The sequence below is a fragment of the Microcystis sp. genome, from assembly GCF_048564745.1.
Classification (GTDB): Bacteria; Cyanobacteriota; Cyanobacteriia; order Cyanobacteriales; family Microcystaceae; genus Microcystis; species Microcystis ichthyoblabe_A.
In genome coordinates this window covers 38,211-55,068 of record NZ_JBLZRT010000012.1, presented here as the reverse complement: position 1 = coordinate 55,068, position 16,858 = coordinate 38,211, and the positions used below count along the sequence as shown (strand labels likewise).

At 43.8% G+C, this 16,858-nt stretch carries 15 protein-coding genes; 7 read left to right on the top strand and 8 right to left on the bottom strand.

Annotation, left to right across the window (positions count from 1 at the left end; all coding sequences use genetic code 11):
- Positions 1-81 precede the first annotated feature (81 nt).
- The 5 genes from rpsL (at position 82) to rpsJ (ending at position 5,100) form a co-directional block, all read left to right on the top strand.
- Positions 82-465 carry a 30S ribosomal protein S12 gene (gene rpsL / locus ACOCD9_RS01630; RefSeq protein ID WP_002740176.1) on the top strand — a complete coding sequence of 128 codons (384 nt, stop codon included), beginning with the start codon at positions 82-84 and terminating at the stop codon, positions 463-465.
- Positions 466-620: 155 nt separating this feature from the next.
- Positions 621-1,091, top strand: a complete 471-nt coding sequence (rpsG, locus tag ACOCD9_RS01625) for a 30S ribosomal protein S7 (protein WP_002739653.1) — start codon at positions 621-623, stop codon at positions 1,089-1,091.
- A 143-nt stretch (positions 1,092-1,234) separates the two neighbouring features.
- Entirely contained in the window at positions 1,235-3,310 is a 2,076-nt protein-coding gene (gene fusA / locus ACOCD9_RS01620; protein ID WP_419546212.1) for an elongation factor G, read from the top strand.
- 152 nt (positions 3,311-3,462) lie between these two features.
- Positions 3,463-4,692 (top strand): elongation factor Tu, encoded by a 1,230-nt coding sequence (gene tuf / locus ACOCD9_RS01615; protein ID WP_159290811.1) that lies wholly within the window; start codon positions 3,463-3,465, stop codon positions 4,690-4,692.
- A gap of 90 nt (positions 4,693-4,782) precedes the next feature.
- Positions 4,783-5,100: a 30S ribosomal protein S10 gene (gene rpsJ / locus ACOCD9_RS01610; RefSeq protein ID WP_002740287.1), complete on the top strand. Its 318-nt coding sequence runs from the start codon at positions 4,783-4,785 to the stop codon at positions 5,098-5,100.
- Between the two features lie 403 nt (positions 5,101-5,503).
- Here the strand turns inward: rpsJ and ACOCD9_RS01605 are convergent, their stop codons facing one another.
- The 4 genes from ACOCD9_RS01605 to fabI form a co-directional block, all read right to left on the bottom strand.
- Entirely contained in the window at positions 5,504-6,691 is a 1,188-nt protein-coding gene (locus ACOCD9_RS01605) for a lipoxygenase family protein (protein WP_287701352.1), read from the bottom strand.
- A 354-nt stretch (positions 6,692-7,045) separates the two neighbouring features.
- Positions 7,046-7,921 carry a glycine--tRNA ligase subunit alpha gene (gene glyQ, locus ACOCD9_RS01600; protein ID WP_004162850.1) on the bottom strand — a complete coding sequence of 292 codons (876 nt, stop codon included), beginning with the start codon at positions 7,919-7,921 and terminating at the stop codon, positions 7,046-7,048.
- Between the two features lie 150 nt (positions 7,922-8,071).
- On the bottom strand, positions 8,072-8,995 hold the full coding sequence (locus ACOCD9_RS01595) for a serine/threonine protein kinase (protein ID WP_287701350.1): 924 nt from the start codon (positions 8,993-8,995) through the stop codon (positions 8,072-8,074).
- Between the two features lie 293 nt (positions 8,996-9,288).
- The gene (gene fabI, locus ACOCD9_RS01590) at positions 9,289-10,065 is read right to left on the bottom strand and encodes an enoyl-ACP reductase FabI (RefSeq protein WP_002740281.1); all 777 of its coding nucleotides are present in this window, start codon (positions 10,063-10,065) and stop codon (positions 9,289-9,291) included.
- A gap of 214 nt (positions 10,066-10,279) precedes the next feature.
- Between fabI and ntcA the strand changes: the two genes are divergently transcribed.
- Positions 10,280-10,957: a global nitrogen regulator NtcA gene (gene ntcA / locus ACOCD9_RS01585; protein WP_002793163.1), complete on the top strand. Its 678-nt coding sequence runs from the start codon at positions 10,280-10,282 to the stop codon at positions 10,955-10,957.
- 7 nt (positions 10,958-10,964) lie between these two features.
- Positions 10,965-12,452 (top strand): DUF3084 domain-containing protein, encoded by a 1,488-nt coding sequence (locus ACOCD9_RS01580; protein ID WP_287701348.1) that lies wholly within the window; start codon positions 10,965-10,967, stop codon positions 12,450-12,452.
- Positions 12,453-12,465: 13 nt separating this feature from the next.
- On the opposite strand, the gene ACOCD9_RS01575 is transcribed toward ACOCD9_RS01580, so the two are convergent.
- The 4 genes from ACOCD9_RS01575 to ACOCD9_RS01560 all read right to left on the bottom strand — a co-directional run bounded on the left by ACOCD9_RS01575 (position 12,466) and on the right by ACOCD9_RS01560 (position 16,855).
- Entirely contained in the window at positions 12,466-13,050 is a 585-nt protein-coding gene (locus tag ACOCD9_RS01575) for a Uma2 family endonuclease (RefSeq protein ID WP_287701346.1), read from the bottom strand.
- Between the two features lie 46 nt (positions 13,051-13,096).
- On the bottom strand, positions 13,097-14,341 hold the full coding sequence (locus ACOCD9_RS01570) for an ATP-binding protein (protein WP_419546211.1): 1,245 nt from the start codon (positions 14,339-14,341) through the stop codon (positions 13,097-13,099).
- A 242-nt stretch (positions 14,342-14,583) separates the two neighbouring features.
- A complete protein-coding gene (locus ACOCD9_RS01565; protein WP_419546210.1) occupies positions 14,584-15,906 on the bottom strand; it encodes a serine/threonine protein kinase in 1,323 nt (440 codons plus the stop codon).
- Positions 15,907-15,961: 55 nt separating this feature from the next.
- The gene (locus ACOCD9_RS01560; RefSeq protein ID WP_287701341.1) at positions 15,962-16,855 is read right to left on the bottom strand and encodes an aspartoacylase; all 894 of its coding nucleotides are present in this window, start codon (positions 16,853-16,855) and stop codon (positions 15,962-15,964) included.
- Positions 16,856-16,858: the final 3 nt, after the last annotated feature.

Sequence of the window (16,858 nt, the reverse complement as noted above, 5' to 3'; positions counted from 1 at the left end):
ACAATTTGCTATAATGACCTTTTGTCAACGATTTGACCTTCGGTAATAGGAGTTCAGAGTAACCTTAGATACAGCCCTATCATGCCCACCATTCAGCAATTAATACGCGACGAAAGATCCAAAGCGAAAAGAAAAACCAAATCTCCCGCCCTCAAACAATGCCCCCAACGTCGGGGAGTTTGTACAAGAGTATATACCACCACACCGAAAAAACCCAACTCAGCCCTGCGGAAAGTGGCTAGGGTACGTTTAACCTCTGGATTTGAGGTGACAGCCTACATCCCGGGCATCGGTCATAACCTACAAGAACACTCGGTCGTCCTCATTCGGGGCGGTCGGGTCAAAGATCTACCCGGAGTCAGATATCACATCATTCGCGGCACCCTCGATGCCACCGGGGTGAAAAACCGTCAAAAGGCGCGGTCTAAGTACGGAACCAAACGCCCCAAACCCGCCGCTAAATAAACAGGAAATTGATTAACCAAAAAAATACTCCCACCGAGTCGGTCAAAGTTAACCCAAGAGACTTAAGACTCGCAGGAGAGGGTTTGAGATGGGCTGTAATCATCCGACTGTCAAGCAAAAGTTAAAGTTAACCTAGAAAATTCAGGAATATTCCGATGTCTCGCCGTAAAAACGTCAAAAAACGTCCTATTCCCCCCGATCCCGTTTACAATAGCTGTTTAGTCAGCATGACCATCCGCCGGATCATGCGATCGGGCAAGAAATCCCTGGCCGCTAACATCGTTTACGATGCCCTGAAAACCGTCGGCGAACGTACCGGCCAAGAACCCCTAGAAGTATTTGAAAAAGCCGTTAAAAACGCCACCCCCCTAGTGGAAGTGAAAGCCCGCCGGGTCGGTGGAGCCACCTATCAAGTCCCGATGGAAGTACGCACCAACCGTGGTAGTACATTGGCACTGCGTTGGTTAGTCCACTATGCTCGGACTAGAGGTGGCAAAACCATGGCAGGTAAACTAGCCAACGAGATCATGGACGCAGCCAATGAAACCGGCGGCACGATCAAAAAACGGGAAGAAACCCACCGGATGGCAGAGGCAAACAAAGCCTTTGCCCACTATCGTTACTAAGAAAGATACTTTAAAGATACTTTAAGGGCGGTGGACTACACCGCTGCCGCCAAAAAACTGTCAAGAAAAGTATAGAATTGTAAATAGTGTAAAAAATCCTAGAACAAAATCCCATCACTGGCAAGCAAAGCAAGGAGGTTGCTGTGGCACGGACTATCCCGCTAGAGAGAGTGCGAAACATCGGAATCGCCGCTCACATAGACGCGGGCAAAACAACGACAACAGAAAGAATCCTGTTCTATACGGGAGTCGCCCATAAACTGGGCGAAGTCCACGACGGAACGGCAATTACCGACTGGATGGAACAGGAACGGGAGCGAGGAATCACCATCACCGCCGCCGCCATCAGTACCAGTTGGCAAGATCATCGCATCAACATCATTGATACCCCTGGCCACGTCGATTTCACCATTGAAGTGGAACGTTCCATGCGGGTACTCGATGGAGTAGTGGCGGTTTTCTGCTCTGTTGGTGGTGTACAACCCCAATCGGAAACCGTCTGGAGACAAGCCGATCGGTACAAAGTACCCCGGATTGCCTTTATCAACAAAATGGACAGAACGGGAGCGAACTTCTTCAAAGTTTACGAACAATTAAGAGATCGCCTTAGAGCTAACGCCGTTCCCATCCAAATGCCGATCGGCGCAGAAAGCGAACTGAGCGGGATCGTTGATCTCGTCAAGATGCGCGCCTATATATATAAGGACGATCTAGGCAAAGACATAGAAGAAACCGACATTCCCGAAGACTTATTGAAAAAGGCCGAAGAATTCCGCGTGCAGCTGGTGGAGGCTGTAGCGGAAGCGGATGAAGAACTCCTAGAAAAATATCTAGAAGGTGAAGAACTCACCGAAGCCGAAATCAAACGCGGTCTCAGGGAAGGGACGATTGCTGGTACGATTGTTCCCGTCCTCTGCGGCTCGGCTTTCAAAAACAAAGGGGTACAACTGCTCCTTGATGCCGTGGTAGATTACCTACCCTCGCCCTCGGAGGTAGCCGCCGTTAAAGGAATTCTTCCCGATGGCAGCGAGGCCATCCGGGAAGCCAAGGACGATGCGCCCTTCTCCGCTCTCGCCTTCAAAATCATGGCTGATCCCTTCGGTCGTTTAACCTTCCTACGGGTCTATTCCGGTGTGTTAGCCAAAGGCAGCTACGCCTACAACTCCACCAAAGGAACCAAAGAACGGATCGCTCGCCTGATCGTCCTCAAATCCAACGAACGGATCGAAGTGGATGAACTGCGCGCCGGTGATTTAGGAGCGGCGATCGGACTGAAAAACACCATTACCGGGGATACCCTCTGTGATGAGAAAAACCCAGTTATCCTAGAATCCCTCTTTATCCCCGAACCGGTTATCTCCGTGGCGGTGGAACCGAAAACCAAACAGGACATCGAGAAACTCAGCAAAGCTCTGCAAGCTCTCTCCGATGAGGATCCCACCTTCCGGGTCAAAGTTGATCCCGAAACCAATCAAACGGTAATCGCCGGCATGGGAGAACTGCACCTGGAAATCCTCGTCGATCGAATGCTGCGGGAGTACAAAGTCGAAGCAACCGTGGGCGCTCCCCAAGTTGCCTATCGGGAAACCGTCCGCAAACCTGTACGGGCCGAGGGTAAATTTATCCGTCAAAGTGGCGGTAAAGGACAGTACGGCCACGTCGTCATCGAACTCGAACCGGGTGAACCGGGATCTGGCTTTGTCTTCGTCTCCAAAATTGTCGGTGGTGCTATCCCCAAAGAATACATCAACCCGTCAGAACAAGGGATGAAAGAAGCTTGCGAATCGGGGATTGTAGCGGGTTATCCCGTTATCGACCTGAAAGCAACCCTTGTGGATGGTTCTTTCCACGATGTGGACTCCTCCGAGATGGCCTTTAAGATTGCCGGTTCCATGGCGATCAAGGAAGCGGTGATGAAAGCTGGTCCCGTTCTCCTAGAACCAATGATGAAGGTCGAGGTGGAAGTACCCGAAGACTTCATCGGTAACGTCATCGGTGATCTTAACTCCCGTCGGGGACAAATCGAAGGTCAAGAAACCGAGGCCGGCATCGCCAAAGTCTCCGCTAAAGTTCCCCTAGCGGAAATGTTTGGTTACGCCACTGATATTCGCTCCAAAACCCAAGGACGGGGCATCTTCACCATGGAATTTAGCCATTACGAAGAAGTCCCCCGCAACGTGGCCGAGGCGATTATCACCAAAAGTAAAGGGAACGGCTAATCAGTAACCAGTGACCGGCGAGCAGTGAAGATAAACCGATCATTTAAATTTGGTCGGTCAACCCTAACAACTGCTAACTTAAAACTGATCTCCGGTGACTGATTACTGTTCACCCACCTGAAGAAGAAAAAAAACAAAGGAACAGAAAGTAAATGGCACGCGCTAAATTTGAACGGACGAAACCCCACGTTAACATCGGTACGATCGGTCACGTTGACCACGGCAAAACTACCCTCACCGCCGCTATCACTATGACCCTAGCGGCCCTGGGTAATGCCCAAGCTAAAAAATACGATGAAATCGATGCCGCTCCCGAAGAAAAGGCTCGCGGGATCACCATCAACACCGCTCACGTTGAGTACGAAACCGCCAGTCGCCACTATGCACACGTTGACTGCCCTGGCCACGCCGACTATGTAAAAAACATGATCACTGGTGCGGCACAGATGGACGGTGGTATTCTCGTGGTCTCGGCCGCTGATGGCCCGATGCCCCAAACCCGGGAACATATCCTGCTGGCTCGTCAGGTGGGTGTACCTAACCTCGTGGTCTTCCTCAACAAAAAAGATATGGTGGACGATGAGGAATTACTGGAACTGGTGGAACTGGAAGTGCGCGAACTTCTCACCAGTTACGACTTCCCCGGCGACGATATCCCCATTATTGCCGGTTCTGCGAAAGAAGCCCTCGACTACATGACCAAAAATCCCAAGGCCAAAAAAGGCGACAACGAGTGGGTAAATGCGATCTATGAATTAATGGAAGCGGTGGATAGCTATATCCCCACCCCCGAACGGGCGATCGATAAACCCTTCCTGATGGCGGTAGAAGACGTATTCTCGATTACTGGTCGGGGGACGGTGGCTACCGGTCGGATCGAACGCGGTGTTGTGAAAGTGGGTGATAACGTGGAATTGGTCGGGATCAGAGAAACTCGCCCCACCACCGTCACCGGGATCGAAATGTTCAAGAAAAGTCTTGATCAAGGGATGGCCGGTGACAACGCTGGTATCCTCCTGCGTGGTATCCAAAAAACCGACATCGAGCGCGGCATGGTGATCGCTAAACCGGGTACGATCAAACCCCACACCCAGTTTGAAGGTGAGGTGTATGTGTTAACTCAAGCAGAGGGTGGTCGTCACACTCCTTTCTTTAAAAACTATCGTCCTCAGTTCTATGTACGGACAACTGACGTAACTGGCACTATCCAAGACTACACCGCCGATGATGGCAGCACTGTAGAAATGGTCATGCCGGGAGACCGGATCAAAATGACCGTGGAACTGATCAACCCGATCGCTATTGAGGAGAAGATGCGCTTCGCTATTCGCGAAGGTGGTCGCACCATCGGTTCTGGCGTTATCTCGAAAATTATCAAGTAGGCTAATCTACTAATTAACGGGGCAGTGAATTTAAAAGCTGCTCCGTTACTGTCTTTATTTTGTACCTTGACAATTGCAATAGGTGAAATTATGGCTACGCTACAACAACAGAAAATTCGCATTCGTTTGAAAGCTTTTGACCAGCGCTTACTCGATACTTCCTGTGAGAAGATTGTCGATACTGCCAATAGAACTAACGCCACAGCGATCGGACCGATTCCCCTACCGACAAAAAGAAAGATTTATTGTGTCCTGCGTTCCCCTCACGTTGACAAGGACTCCCGTGAACATTTTGAAACCCGCACCCATCGCCGCATTATTGATATTTACCAACCCTCTTCTAAGACAATCGATGCTTTGATGAAATTAGATTTACCCGCAGGGGTTGATATTGAAGTTAAATTGTAAAAAATGCCAAAAAGATGTTATCGCTAACATCTTTTTTTCTTAGAGACTCTTTGTCATGATGTTTCTCGTCTAGTTTTTGTGGACGAGAATCGCTATTGATACGCCAGCAGCCCATCAAGGTGGCGGTTGCTCTTTAAATAGGGTTGGCTGAATAAATCTAAAAACCTTGTTGGATAAGACTTTTAGACTTTTTTGACCTCAAAAAGTGCCAGCCATTGGAGGGACCGGGGCGAAAATTCAGGTACTTTTTCCCTGAAAATTAGGTAATTGACCGTCTGAAAATGGGTAAAACCCTACACCCCACACCCGTTCGGACCTCGGCGTGAGCTCGGTCGAACGCTGAGCTCACGGCCGAAGCCCACACCCCACACCCTGCCCCCACAAAAAACTTTTTCAGCAGACCCTAAATATTGATACTATTGGGGATGCGAGAGGGTTTCAGGAAAATATAAGGCGTAAATCGGGTTATATTGCGCCGATCAATCTCATTTTCGATCGCTTTTAATTTAGCTTGGAAAACCGCCAAAATCGGGTAAGTGCGTTGATCTGGGAAAGCACTTCGGGATGGATAACCAAAACGGTTAAATTGAAAAGCTGTTAAAGTCTGCATAATTTCCAATTGATAAGCGGCCTGGGCCTGGGGCGGCAAAAGACGGAGAATATAATCTATATCCACCTCTTCAGCTGCTTTGGGAGGGGATTGATAACCCGCTAGGGGAATATTCGGGCAAAAGGCGAGATAATCGTATTGAGGATAATTAACCGCCGCGTGTTGTGGTCCGGCCACAAAAATTATCTGGGTGACAACTTCGATTAATTTGGCTAAAGTGTCTAATTGTCCGTCAGAAACTAATTTTTTGATGCCTCCACCTTCAGGTGACATCAATTTTCGCGCCCAAGCTTGTAATTCTGTATCCCCGTTTACATCCGCGTCGGAAGTATAGATGCGCTGATTAGGTTGGGTCGGATCTTGATACAATTGAATGGCAACTGGTACTAATCCCCCTTGACCGCGTAAACCTCTAGCACGCCAACAGAAAAGGACAAGAGGTGCTGTCACAGCTTTCATCCCCCGTTGATAACTGCCTAAAGTTAGGTTGTTTAGGGGTGCATAATCTGCTAGAAATAAGTTACCCTTAGCGGCTTCCGAGGCAATGGTTTTATCCGGTCCCATGGCTTTTTGGAAGATAGTATCGCTGACGGGGAAATTATTTGGTAAGCTGCTAATCCCGCGAATTACCATGGGATTTGCTCCCGCTAATCTTTGGTAGGCAAAACCTGTGTTAGATTGCCAAGTTTTAATGCTTGTGGGTTGGGGAAGGATGGGAAAAAGTTCTTCGTAATCTTCTAATTTGTCGAAGGGATCAAAGATATTTTCTACCCTTGTGGCGACTCCATTGGCAATTAAAGCACTGAAACCTTTACCCCGCATTACTTGATAGGAAATAGAAAAGTTTTCGTGGGTAGGTAAATCTTTGACGAGGGTGATACCATTAACGGAATCATAAACGTACACTTGTTTTTGTCGTCTTAATAGATCTTGTCTTTTGACTGGATCAGGATCATTTTGGGGTAGCGATGGTGTCAGCAAAGTAACTCCTTATCTAAAAAATTAGAACTTAAAAAGTTTAGTCTTTTTCATGGCACTAATAGGCTAGTCAAGGTAAGGAATTACCTCTGAGAAAAGGAGCTTTTGAGGTAAATTACTGGCTAGATATAGTGTCATCTATTATATACAGTTATAACTGGGTTAGATTCCCGAAATATTGCCTCTGTTTGCAAAACTTAATATATTAGTTCTTGGACTTATGAGGTTTAAAGTTGCTGGTTTGAGGTTGGGGAGATTTTATCAGTGAACAGTAAACAGTGAACTGAAAACTCGCATTTGATAACTGGTAACTGATTACTGATTACTGAAAATGATGACGGCTAGAATAACTGATTGCTAAACCGTTTGTAGGGGAAAACCTAAAGCTTCTCGTTGCTGTAAATACAATTGAGCAACCTGTCGAGCTAAATTGCGAATTCTGCCGATATAACGGGTTCTTTCAGCTACAGCAATCACACCTCTAGCATCGAGTAAATTAAAAGTATGGGAACATTTGAGAACATAATCTAGACTGGGAATCACCAGAGAACGATCGATTAATTGTTTAGCTTCCTGTTCGTATAAACTGAATAAACTAAATAATAACTCAGGATTAGAAGCCTCAAAATTGTAGGTACATTGTTCGATTTCATTTTGTAGAAAAATATCACCGTAGAGGATATTTTCATTCCATTGAATTTTATTAATTGCCTCTACATCTTGCAGATACATGGCCAATCTTTCTAAACCATAGGTAATTTCGATTGCCACGGGACGACAATCGATGCCCCCACACTGTTGAAAGTAGGTAAACTGGGTGATTTCCATACCATCTAACCACACTTCCCAACCCACACCCCAAGCACCGAGGGTGGGAGATTCCCAGTTATCTTCCACGAAGCGAATATCGTGATCTTCCGGGTTAATTCCTAACACCCGCAGGGAGTCTAAATAGATTTCCTGAATATTATCGGGAGAGGGTTTAATTAGGACTTGATATTGATAGTAATGCTGAAAACGATTGGGATTTTCGCCATAACGGCCATCCGTAGGACGACGACAGGGTTCCACATAGGCAACGGCCCAAGGTTCCGGTCCAATTGCCCTTAAAAAAGTGTGGGGACTCATGGTTCCTGCACCTTTTTCGGTATCATAGGGTTGAGCAACTAAACAACCGCGATCAGCCCAAAATTCATTTAATTTAGCGATAACAGCCTGGAAAGTTAAAGACATGGGAAAAAGTAAAAAAGCGGATTAGGGGTTGGGGAAGTGGGGTGTAGGGTGTGGGGTGTAGGGTGTAGGGTGTGGGGTGTGGGGAGATGGGGGGTTGGGGAGAAAAAAGCTGCCGACTGTCTCCTGTATCCTGTCTCCTGACGGTTAAAGTCATTGACTTACTTTTAACTGTAAGCGAAAGTGGACGGGGGTAGAAGACTGGGGGAGAACAACTAATTCATAAAATCCCTCTTCGGATAATTGACCGGACCATTGCCGATCGCTAGACTTATCTAAAAGGGTAATATTACCCGTGGGAGAGTAGAAAGATAGTAAAACTTGGCCTTCCGCCTCTAAATTTAAGTTTAACCGATCACTGGAACGCAATTTTATTGCATAGGCTTTTCCTTGTCCCTGGCTGAGAATTGCCTCGATAACTTCCTCTGCCCCCGCGTCTAAACTTTCGATCGCTTGGTAAGATAGGCCAGACTGTAAAGATTGTAACTGATTCCAGGCCAAGCCACTCCACAGTTGCCCTAGGCTTGTATCAAAACTTGGTCTTTCTGTCAATTCGGGAAATAGCTGAAAAAAAAGAGTATCAGTGAGTAAATTGAGGACTCTACCGCTTAAGCGTAACTGATTTACTTGTTCTCGCCATTTTTGTCGCTGTTGCTCGTTGTAACTACCTAATGCTTCTCTAGTGCCAAAATCGAGACGTTCTAAGCGATCGAGTATTTCTGCTGCTAGAATATCTCTTTGTTCCTGTTTCTGTTTTTCCTCTTTGATCTCCCCATAGCGGAGGCTAAACAATTCATTGACGAGATTTTTAAAAAACTGACCATCAATTCCCAACTCTAGACGGCGCTTTCTTATCTCGGCTTTCCGTTGCCATGCCCGATCCGTGGCAGAATTAAAATTATTTTCCTCCGTGGCAAAAACTGGTTTAACGGTTTCGGGTTGATTGCTGTGTTTAACCCACTGTTTTCCGATTAACCAGCCTATTGCCGCCGATAATAGCATCAAGAGGCAAAAAATAGCGATTCTGCCAGAACAGCCGAGAAAAACGGGCGATTTATTCCGAGAATTGGCGGCCATTGTCTTCTTAGACGATTTAGGGTTTTGGTCTGTAAAGATGAGATTAACACAAATAATAGGCTAAGACGCATTTTAATCGCCTATCCTGAGATTCGCCGAATCTTCCCCAATCCCTTCACCAATGCAAAAATGAAAAGCATCATTGAGAAATTGTTTGAAAATAGGGAATAAATTGTTAAAAAATTAAACGAACCTTCAGACCGATCACAATTAACCCCAAAGCAGTCAAAAATCCCCCTTCAGAACCCCGTGACACTAATAACTAATAACTAATAACTAATAACTGAATAAAACTACATTCCCATAATTTCGTAACCGGAATCTACATAAATAATCTGACCGGTAATACCACTAGAAAGATCACTGGCTAAAAAAGCGGCCGTATTTCCCACCTCAATTTGTGTCACCGTGCGATGTAAAGGGGCGATTTCTTCCACATGATGGATCATATCAAGAATTCCCCCCACGGCCGAAGATGCTAAGGTGCGAATTGGACCGGCAGAAATACCATTAACTCGTATCTTTTGGCCACCTAATTCCGCGGCTAAATAGCGAACACTCATTTCTAAACCGGCCTTTGCCACCCCCATTAAATTATAGTTAGGAATTACCTTGACACCACCGAGATAGGTAAGAGTAATAATACTTCCCCCTTCCGTCATTAAAGGTTTAGCCGATCGAGCTAGACGGGTTAGGGAAAAAGTGCTAATATCTAGGGATTTAGTGAAAGCTTCCCGAGGGATGGCGGTAAAATCGCCCGTTAAACCCTCTTTATCGGCAAAAGCGAGACAGTGAATCAAAATATCCAGTTTGCCCCATTTTTCCGCCACTGTAGCGAAAGTATCTTCTACCTGTTGGTCATTTTGGACATCGCAGGGGACATAAAAAGCGGGATTAAGTTCATCGGCCAATTCTCGCACTTTTTTCTCAAAACGGCCCTTTTCGTCGGGGAGATAGGTGACACCGATATTCGCACCAGCTTGATGGAGTTGTTGGGCAATTCCCCAAGCGATCGAGCGATTATTGGCAATTCCCGTCACTAGGGCGTTTTTTCCCGTTAAATCTAACATAGTTCTCGTTTCTCTTACAAAAATCTCCCCAATAGCCGACCCCAGCGAGATTCGGTATAATAGGGATACAGATAACGGGGCAGCAATGATCACCCCTCCCCCATTGTCTGGCAAAAAGCGCCCAAAACTTTTCCCAGTTTAGGGAGCGGTTGTGTTTAATAGAGGTGACACTCGTTGGATAATAAAAACAATTTTCCCCTTTTTTGGATGTGAGATGGACTTATCATTAATACAAGATAAACCCCTAGCAGATGTGTTCCGTCGAATCGGCAGCGGCAATTTCCCCCCGGTGGTGGAGTTGTTCGAGCGTGGCAAAACGATCTTTTTCCCGGGAGATCCCGCCGAAAGAGTCTATTTTTTGCTGAAAGGAGCCGTTAAGTTGTCGCGAGTCTATGAAGCGGGAGAGGAAATTACCGTGGCTCTACTGCGGGAAAATAGCGTCTTTGGTGTGCTATCCTTACTCACTGGTCAGCGATCGGATCGTTTTTATCATGCTGTGGCTTTTACTCCGGTAGAATTACTCTCGGCCCCGATCGATCAGGTAGAAAGGTCCCTCCGCAATAATCCCGATTTATCAATGTTGATGTTGCAGGGGTTGTCCTCGCGGATTCTGCAAACGGAAATGATGATCGAAACTTTGGCTCACCGGGATATGGGTTCACGTTTGGTCAGTTTTTTATTGATTCTCTGTCGTGATTTTGGGGTTCCCACCACCGATGGCATCCGGGTGGATCTAAAATTGTCTCACCAAGCGATCGCAGAGGCGATCGGTTCTACCCGCGTCACTGTCACCCGTTTATTGGGGGAGCTGCGGGATCAAGAAATGGTCTCAATTTACAAGAAGAAAATTACCGTCCATAATCCCGTCGCTCTCAGTCAACAATTTACTTAAATTCTGGATGACTAGCGCTTATATTTTGGTTTTGGCCATCGTGGTTTTAGGTGGTCTGATAGCGGTGATTGGCGATCGCATAGGTAGCCGTATCGGTAAGAAAAGGATGCGTTTATTTAATCTGCGTCCGAAACAAACCGCAACTTTGATGACGATTGTAACGGGAATTTTGATCGCCGGTTCCACTTTAATTGTCTTGTTTGCTTCTAGTAAATCCCTGCGTCAAGGAGTTTTTGAACTGGATCGCCTGTTAAATGAACGTCGTGCCGCTATTAAGGATTTGGAAAGTCAGGTAAGAAAAACCACCGAACAAAAAAATCAGGTGGAAAAAGCGTTAAAAACGGCTAAAAGTGAACAGATAGCCGTGCAGAAACGTCTAGAGGTTCTTAACAAAAATTATCAAGCTTCTCGTCAACGTTTGCGGTTAGTTTCGGGACAGTTGGAAAAGTTTCGTAAGGAAGTGGCTAATTTAAATAATGAACGAGTTATTTTAACTAATCAAAAGGCACAGTTAATCAGTCAACGGGAGCAATTGTCCCAACAAAAATCAATTCTTTCTAGTCAGATCAATCAACTACAAACCACCGTTAAAGTTAGAGATAAAGAGTTAGCTAATCAACAAAAGTTATTAACAGCCAGACAAGCGCGACTTCAACAGTTGGAAACCCAACAAAAAACCCTACAGCTAGAAATTGATCGCCGCGATCAACGCATTGGAGAACTCGATCAATCGATTGTGGATAAAAATTTAGCTTTGGAACAGCGCGAGGGAAAATTAAAAGATTTAGAAACCCAAATGGCTTTTCTTAAGCGGGAAGTGGAAGTTTTAGAACAATACTATCAAACCTATCAAGAATTGCGGGAAAAACAAATCGCTATTTTCCGGGGACAGGTGCTATCTTTTGGAGCTTTTCGTATTGTTGATCCCCAAGCTATTGTCGCTGTTATTGATAAGTTATTGCGAGAAGCGAATATAAATGCTATCCGTGCCACCCAACCGAATCAGCCTAATTTTGACCAGCGTTTAGTTAAGATCACAAAAGCACAGGTAGAACAGTTAAGTCAACAATTACAGGACGGTAAAGAATATGTGGTGAGAATCCTTTCAGCAGGTAATTATGTCTTAGGAGAAACCGAGATTCGTGTCTTTGCTGATGTGGTTCCCAATCAAAGAGTTTTTGAGGAGAAACAGGTCATCGCTGCCGTTTCCATTGATCCCCAAAATATGACAGAAGAAGACCTACAAAAGCGTTTAGATTTACTCTTAGCTTCGGCTCAATTTCGCGCTAGAAGTGCGGGAGTTTTAGGATCAATTCAAGTGGAAGATGGTTTATTAACTACCGTAGTTAACTTTATTGGTCAAGTGAAAAAGTCGGGTAATTCTATCGAGACACTTGAGGCAGTTGCCGCTAGTAAAACTAATACTGCTGGCCCCTTAACTTTGCGTTTAGTAGCGGTAAAAGATGGTAAAATTGTTTTTAGTACGTCTTCTTAAAAGATAGCTAAAGTTAGGAGTTGAGACTAAAATCAATTCCTTCGTAAATATCGGCAAGATTTAAGCTAATTCCTAAAGAATCTAGGGATATAATTCCCCTAGCTGGGGTGTATTCTTGCAGTAACCAATTATTCTCTGATGTTTTGCTATAGGATTCTATTAGTATCTCCCCTTGACTGACGAGAAGATATTGGTTTAATTGGGGTATAGAACGATAATAACGAAATTTATCACCCCGATCATAACCGGAGGTGGAAGGGGATAAAACTTCGATAATTAGGCAGGGATTTAAAATTTCATCGTTGCGATTATCACTCAATAATGGTTCCCCGGCAATGATCATTAAATCTGGGTATAAACCGCGATTATATTGGGGTATCCATAGACGTAGATCACTAGATTGAAGACGATAATTAGTTCCTCTTAAAGCTAATTTTAGCAGGACAATAAGATTAATGAGAATACTATTATGATTGATGCTTCCCCCTGTCATCTCGATAATTTCCCCGTCGTGATATTCGTGTTTAGTTTCTGCGCTAGTTTCTAGGTTGCGATATTCTTCTAAGCTGAGAATTTCGGGAGGAGATTGAGTCAACATTTTTCCAGATTAGAGCTTATTTTATTTAATCATAACACAATTAATGCTACCTATTTAATTCTAGTTCCCCTTGCAGAAAATCAACAAATTGTCTAGCAGTTCTTCCCGATCGTCCATTATGTTGGGTTGCCCATTGTTTGGCACGAAATTCTAAGTCTTCTAAGCTAATTTTTAATTTAGCTAAACTTGCTAAATGACGCACTATTTTCAAATATTTTTCTTGATTAGCGGGTTCAAAAGTTAGGGTTAAACCAAAGCGATCACTAAAGGATAATTTTTCTTGTACTGTGTCCCAATTATGCACTTCATCACTATCTTTTGGTTGGGGTCGATCGGCAAAAAATTCTCTGACTAAATGTCGGCGATTAGAAGTGGCATAAACTACGACATTTTTCGGTCTAGCGGTGATGCTTCCCTCTAAAACAACCTTTAAAGCTTTAAAAGCTTCATCGTCCTCTTCAAAGGATAAATCATCGACAAAGATAATAAATTTTTGGGGCAAATCTCGCAAGATTTCAATAATTAATGGTAGGTCTTTTAATTGGGATCTGGCCACTTCAATTAAGCGTAATCCTTGACTATGGTATTTTTGCAATAATCCCTTGACTAGAGAGGATTTTCCCGAACCACGACTGCCATAGAGTAGGACATTTAAAGCGGGATAACCTGCTAATAAAAACTCAGTGTTTTTAATCAAGGTTTCCTTGGGCATTTCATAACCGACTATTTCTTGAATCTGCACGGGATCGGGATGAGTAATCCCTTGTAATCGGTTTTCTTGCCACCTTAAAGCTTGATAACGGGCAAAAATTCCTGTACCACATTCGCGATAATAATCGGCTAGATCTTCGACTAATTCCGTCCAATCTAAACCGGAATGTAGAAAACTTTCTAATTTATTGTCCACTTCCCAAGCGGGGAAACTGAGAAATTTAATTCGTTCAAAAATTGTCGAATTGCTGAGGCTATAAATGCTAGAATTATAGAGAGATTGGAGGATAGATAAATCCTGTTTCACGCCATTAATTAAAGATTCGGGTAACTCCCAAACACTTTTTTTCTGTACCTGTTGACTAAAGGGATTGTCATCTAATAAAATTTGTTCGACTAGAAAATCATTCCAACTAATATTTTTAGATGCTAAAGCTTGAAACCATTGACCATAGGCTTTGAGAAAATCGGCGATATTATCCGTAGATAATAGGGTAATAAATGCCTTGCCAATAGCATTATCAAAAACCCCTTGATACAAAACTAACAAGCTGACTTTTTGGTAAATTTCAGATATCATTTTTTATTCTCCACTAATAACTAACATTTCATGGCCGCCTTTTTACAATTCCTAATCCGATTTAATAATTGCTGTCTTCTAGCTGAGGGAATGTAAATCAGTTATTATTCTATCAAGATAGGGTAATCTCTGCAAGATTAAGGTTAAAAAAGGGAAAATGCCTACCGACTAATTCCCAAGATTTCTTGAGATGAGGTACAAGGTTTTCGTTTTGGGGAGACGGTTGATAATACCCTGTCAGGTTACACTTCATCTTGATGAGAAACACTGTATTTAATAAAATTTAACCAATCTTGGATTTCCTGTCCTAACCAGAGACATTCATCCTCGCGGAGATTCTGGCCGATCAGATAGTAATTTTTAGCTGTCCGCAGACGAATCTGATAGTTACCTTCTGTACCATTGCTATGAAGAAAAATACCCCATAAATCTTGAGTTTTGAAAGCAAATTTTTTGTAGATAAAATTGAAAAGTTTATATTTAATTAAAACTTCTTGAGGTGTAAGAATTAATTGCATCTCACGCAAACAAATAAAACCAATTAGAGCTATAATAAAGGTAAGAATCGGGGAGATAAAAACAGTGACAGTAAGGACAATCGCTAAAGACCAGAGAGTAGCTGCATCGGAAGGTAGCTTAATTTTTGGGGGTAAATTAATCTCTAAATTATCCTTATGTTTAGCGATGCGGATGGAACTGTGGGGAGGTTTTGGTAATTTCTTAGGATCGATTAAACTTGATACTTGGCGATAGTAGGGATGTTGGAGAAATTTCAGGGCTTCTCTGGCACTTTTAAACCGCTTTTCTACTGCCATATCAGTCATAGTTTCTAACCAATCGATTAAATCATCATCGATTGTCACCAGTTGGCGAAATTGAATTTTAGACTCGCGGTGGGGCAGTTCTATCGGCACAATTCCCGTCAATAAATGAATTAAAGTCATGCCCAAGGCATATAAATCAGAACTGGGAACCGCCCGGCCCCAAAATTGTTCTAGGGGTGCATAACCACTCGTTCCCACCACGGTAAAAGTAACTCCTGTCACTGCACCGCGGGACTGGACTGCGCCAAAATCCACTAAATAAACGTTATTTTCCGAGTTAATAATTAAATTACTAGGTTTAATATCTCGATGTAATACTGGGGGCGATAATTCATGCAAATAAATGAGAATTTCGAGAACTTCTTGGGCAATATTCCGAATTACCGTAGGGGTGAAACGTTGCCCCCTTTCTAAGCGATCGCTTAGAGATTCTCCCGGTATATAATCTTGTACAAGTACAAACCAAGGAGTCCCGTCACCTTGATTTTTATCGAGGGAAAAATAATCGCGATAGCGGGGAATACGGGGATGATAGAGAGAAGCTAAGACGGCTGCCTCCCGTTCAAATAATTTTAATTCTTCCCACTCCATCTGGGGACTAAAAGCGAGGAGTTTAATAATTACCGATTCTTGGGATAATACATCGATAGCTAACCAAGTTTGACGACCGATAGCGGTATTGCCTAGGCGTTGTTGCAGTTGGTAACGTTCAGCTAAAAGAGAATCAGAAGTAAAGGTCATAGTGGCTTTTCCCTTATTTAGACCGTTTTTTTGTCAGGAAAACTACTGTCTGGCACTAATTAATATCGATTTGTTTTTTGGCCGTCCAACAAAGGGCGATTCCTTTTTCTTTATAGGAAGATTCTCCAACAAAGATAGGATATAATTCAGATTCCCCACGATAGATAATTTCCTGGCCATCAAATCCTAGAAAAATCGGTTGATTGGGTTGAATTGCCTGATAATCTCGTTGGAGAATCCGAGGATGTAACATGGCTTTAATTTCACCCTGTTCATTCCTAGGATAATCGATCGAGCCTAAACGTTGGTAAACTGTTAGGGATTCGCTGAAAGTATCGAGATGGGCAGCGAGATAATTTTCCTGTTCGATGTAGTCTAGGATTTGATAGATGAGTGTTTCGGTTTGACGAAAAAGATAGGGACAGATGACACCATGGTTAACCGGACCGATTTCGAGGGTAAAAGCTAGGGGACAAATTCCTTTTAGAAAATGATTTTCTTCCTCGCTGACGGGATGATAAATTAAGCGCACATCAGGATTAATTTTAGTCAGATAGGTAAAGAGTTTTAATAGCCAAGGATGGGGGTTAGAATAAATAATCGCCAGCATCATGTTAGATGTGGTGCTGTGAATATCGATTAATAAATCAATGGATTTTTCTCGGATTTGCTGATATATATCTTTCGCTATTAGTTGCTCATGTTGCTGATAATTAGGATTGGCTAAATCTGCTCGGTTAAAACAACGATTTAAATCCGTATCGACATATCTAACCCGTTGCTTTAGGGCTAAGGGATTGGCGATGAGAGTGTGGGATTGAAAACTGCTGCGGGCCAGGAGATTAGCTGAGTTTTGCAGGTATTTAACCAAATAAGCGGGAGTTAGTTCATTGCCATGCACACCGGCAATTAAAGCCAGATTTTTAATAGTAGTTTTCTGCTCGATCATTTT

What these genes read in the sequence shown, in the direction of transcription:
- ACOCD9_RS01595 (WP_287701350.1), bottom strand. Translation starts at nt 8,995, where the DNA reads ATGGCCGCCAATTCTCGGAATAAATCGCCCGTTTTTCTCGGCTGTTCT.
- ACOCD9_RS01575 (WP_287701346.1), bottom strand. Translation starts at nt 13,050, where the DNA reads ATGTTGACTCAATCTCCTCCCGAAATTCTCAGCTTAGAAGAATATCGC.
- rpsJ (WP_002740287.1), top strand. Translation starts at nt 4,783, where the DNA reads ATGGCTACGCTACAACAACAGAAAATTCGCATTCGTTTGAAAGCTTTT.
- ACOCD9_RS01580 (WP_287701348.1), top strand. Translation starts at nt 10,965, where the DNA reads ATGACTAGCGCTTATATTTTGGTTTTGGCCATCGTGGTTTTAGGTGGT.
- glyQ (WP_004162850.1), bottom strand. Translation starts at nt 7,921, where the DNA reads ATGTCTTTAACTTTCCAGGCTGTTATCGCTAAATTAAATGAATTTTGG.
- rpsL (WP_002740176.1), top strand. Translation starts at nt 82, where the DNA reads ATGCCCACCATTCAGCAATTAATACGCGACGAAAGATCCAAAGCGAAA.
- tuf (WP_159290811.1), top strand. Translation starts at nt 3,463, where the DNA reads ATGGCACGCGCTAAATTTGAACGGACGAAACCCCACGTTAACATCGGT.
- ACOCD9_RS01565 (WP_419546210.1), bottom strand. Translation starts at nt 15,906, where the DNA reads ATGACCTTTACTTCTGATTCTCTTTTAGCTGAACGTTACCAACTGCAA.
- ACOCD9_RS01560 (WP_287701341.1), bottom strand. Translation starts at nt 16,855, where the DNA reads ATGATCGAGCAGAAAACTACTATTAAAAATCTGGCTTTAATTGCCGGT.
- fabI (WP_002740281.1), bottom strand. Translation starts at nt 10,065, where the DNA reads ATGTTAGATTTAACGGGAAAAAACGCCCTAGTGACGGGAATTGCCAAT.
- rpsG (WP_002739653.1), top strand. Translation starts at nt 621, where the DNA reads ATGTCTCGCCGTAAAAACGTCAAAAAACGTCCTATTCCCCCCGATCCC.
- ntcA (WP_002793163.1), top strand. Translation starts at nt 10,280, where the DNA reads ATGGACTTATCATTAATACAAGATAAACCCCTAGCAGATGTGTTCCGT.
- ACOCD9_RS01570 (WP_419546211.1), bottom strand. Translation starts at nt 14,341, where the DNA reads ATGATATCTGAAATTTACCAAAAAGTCAGCTTGTTAGTTTTGTATCAA.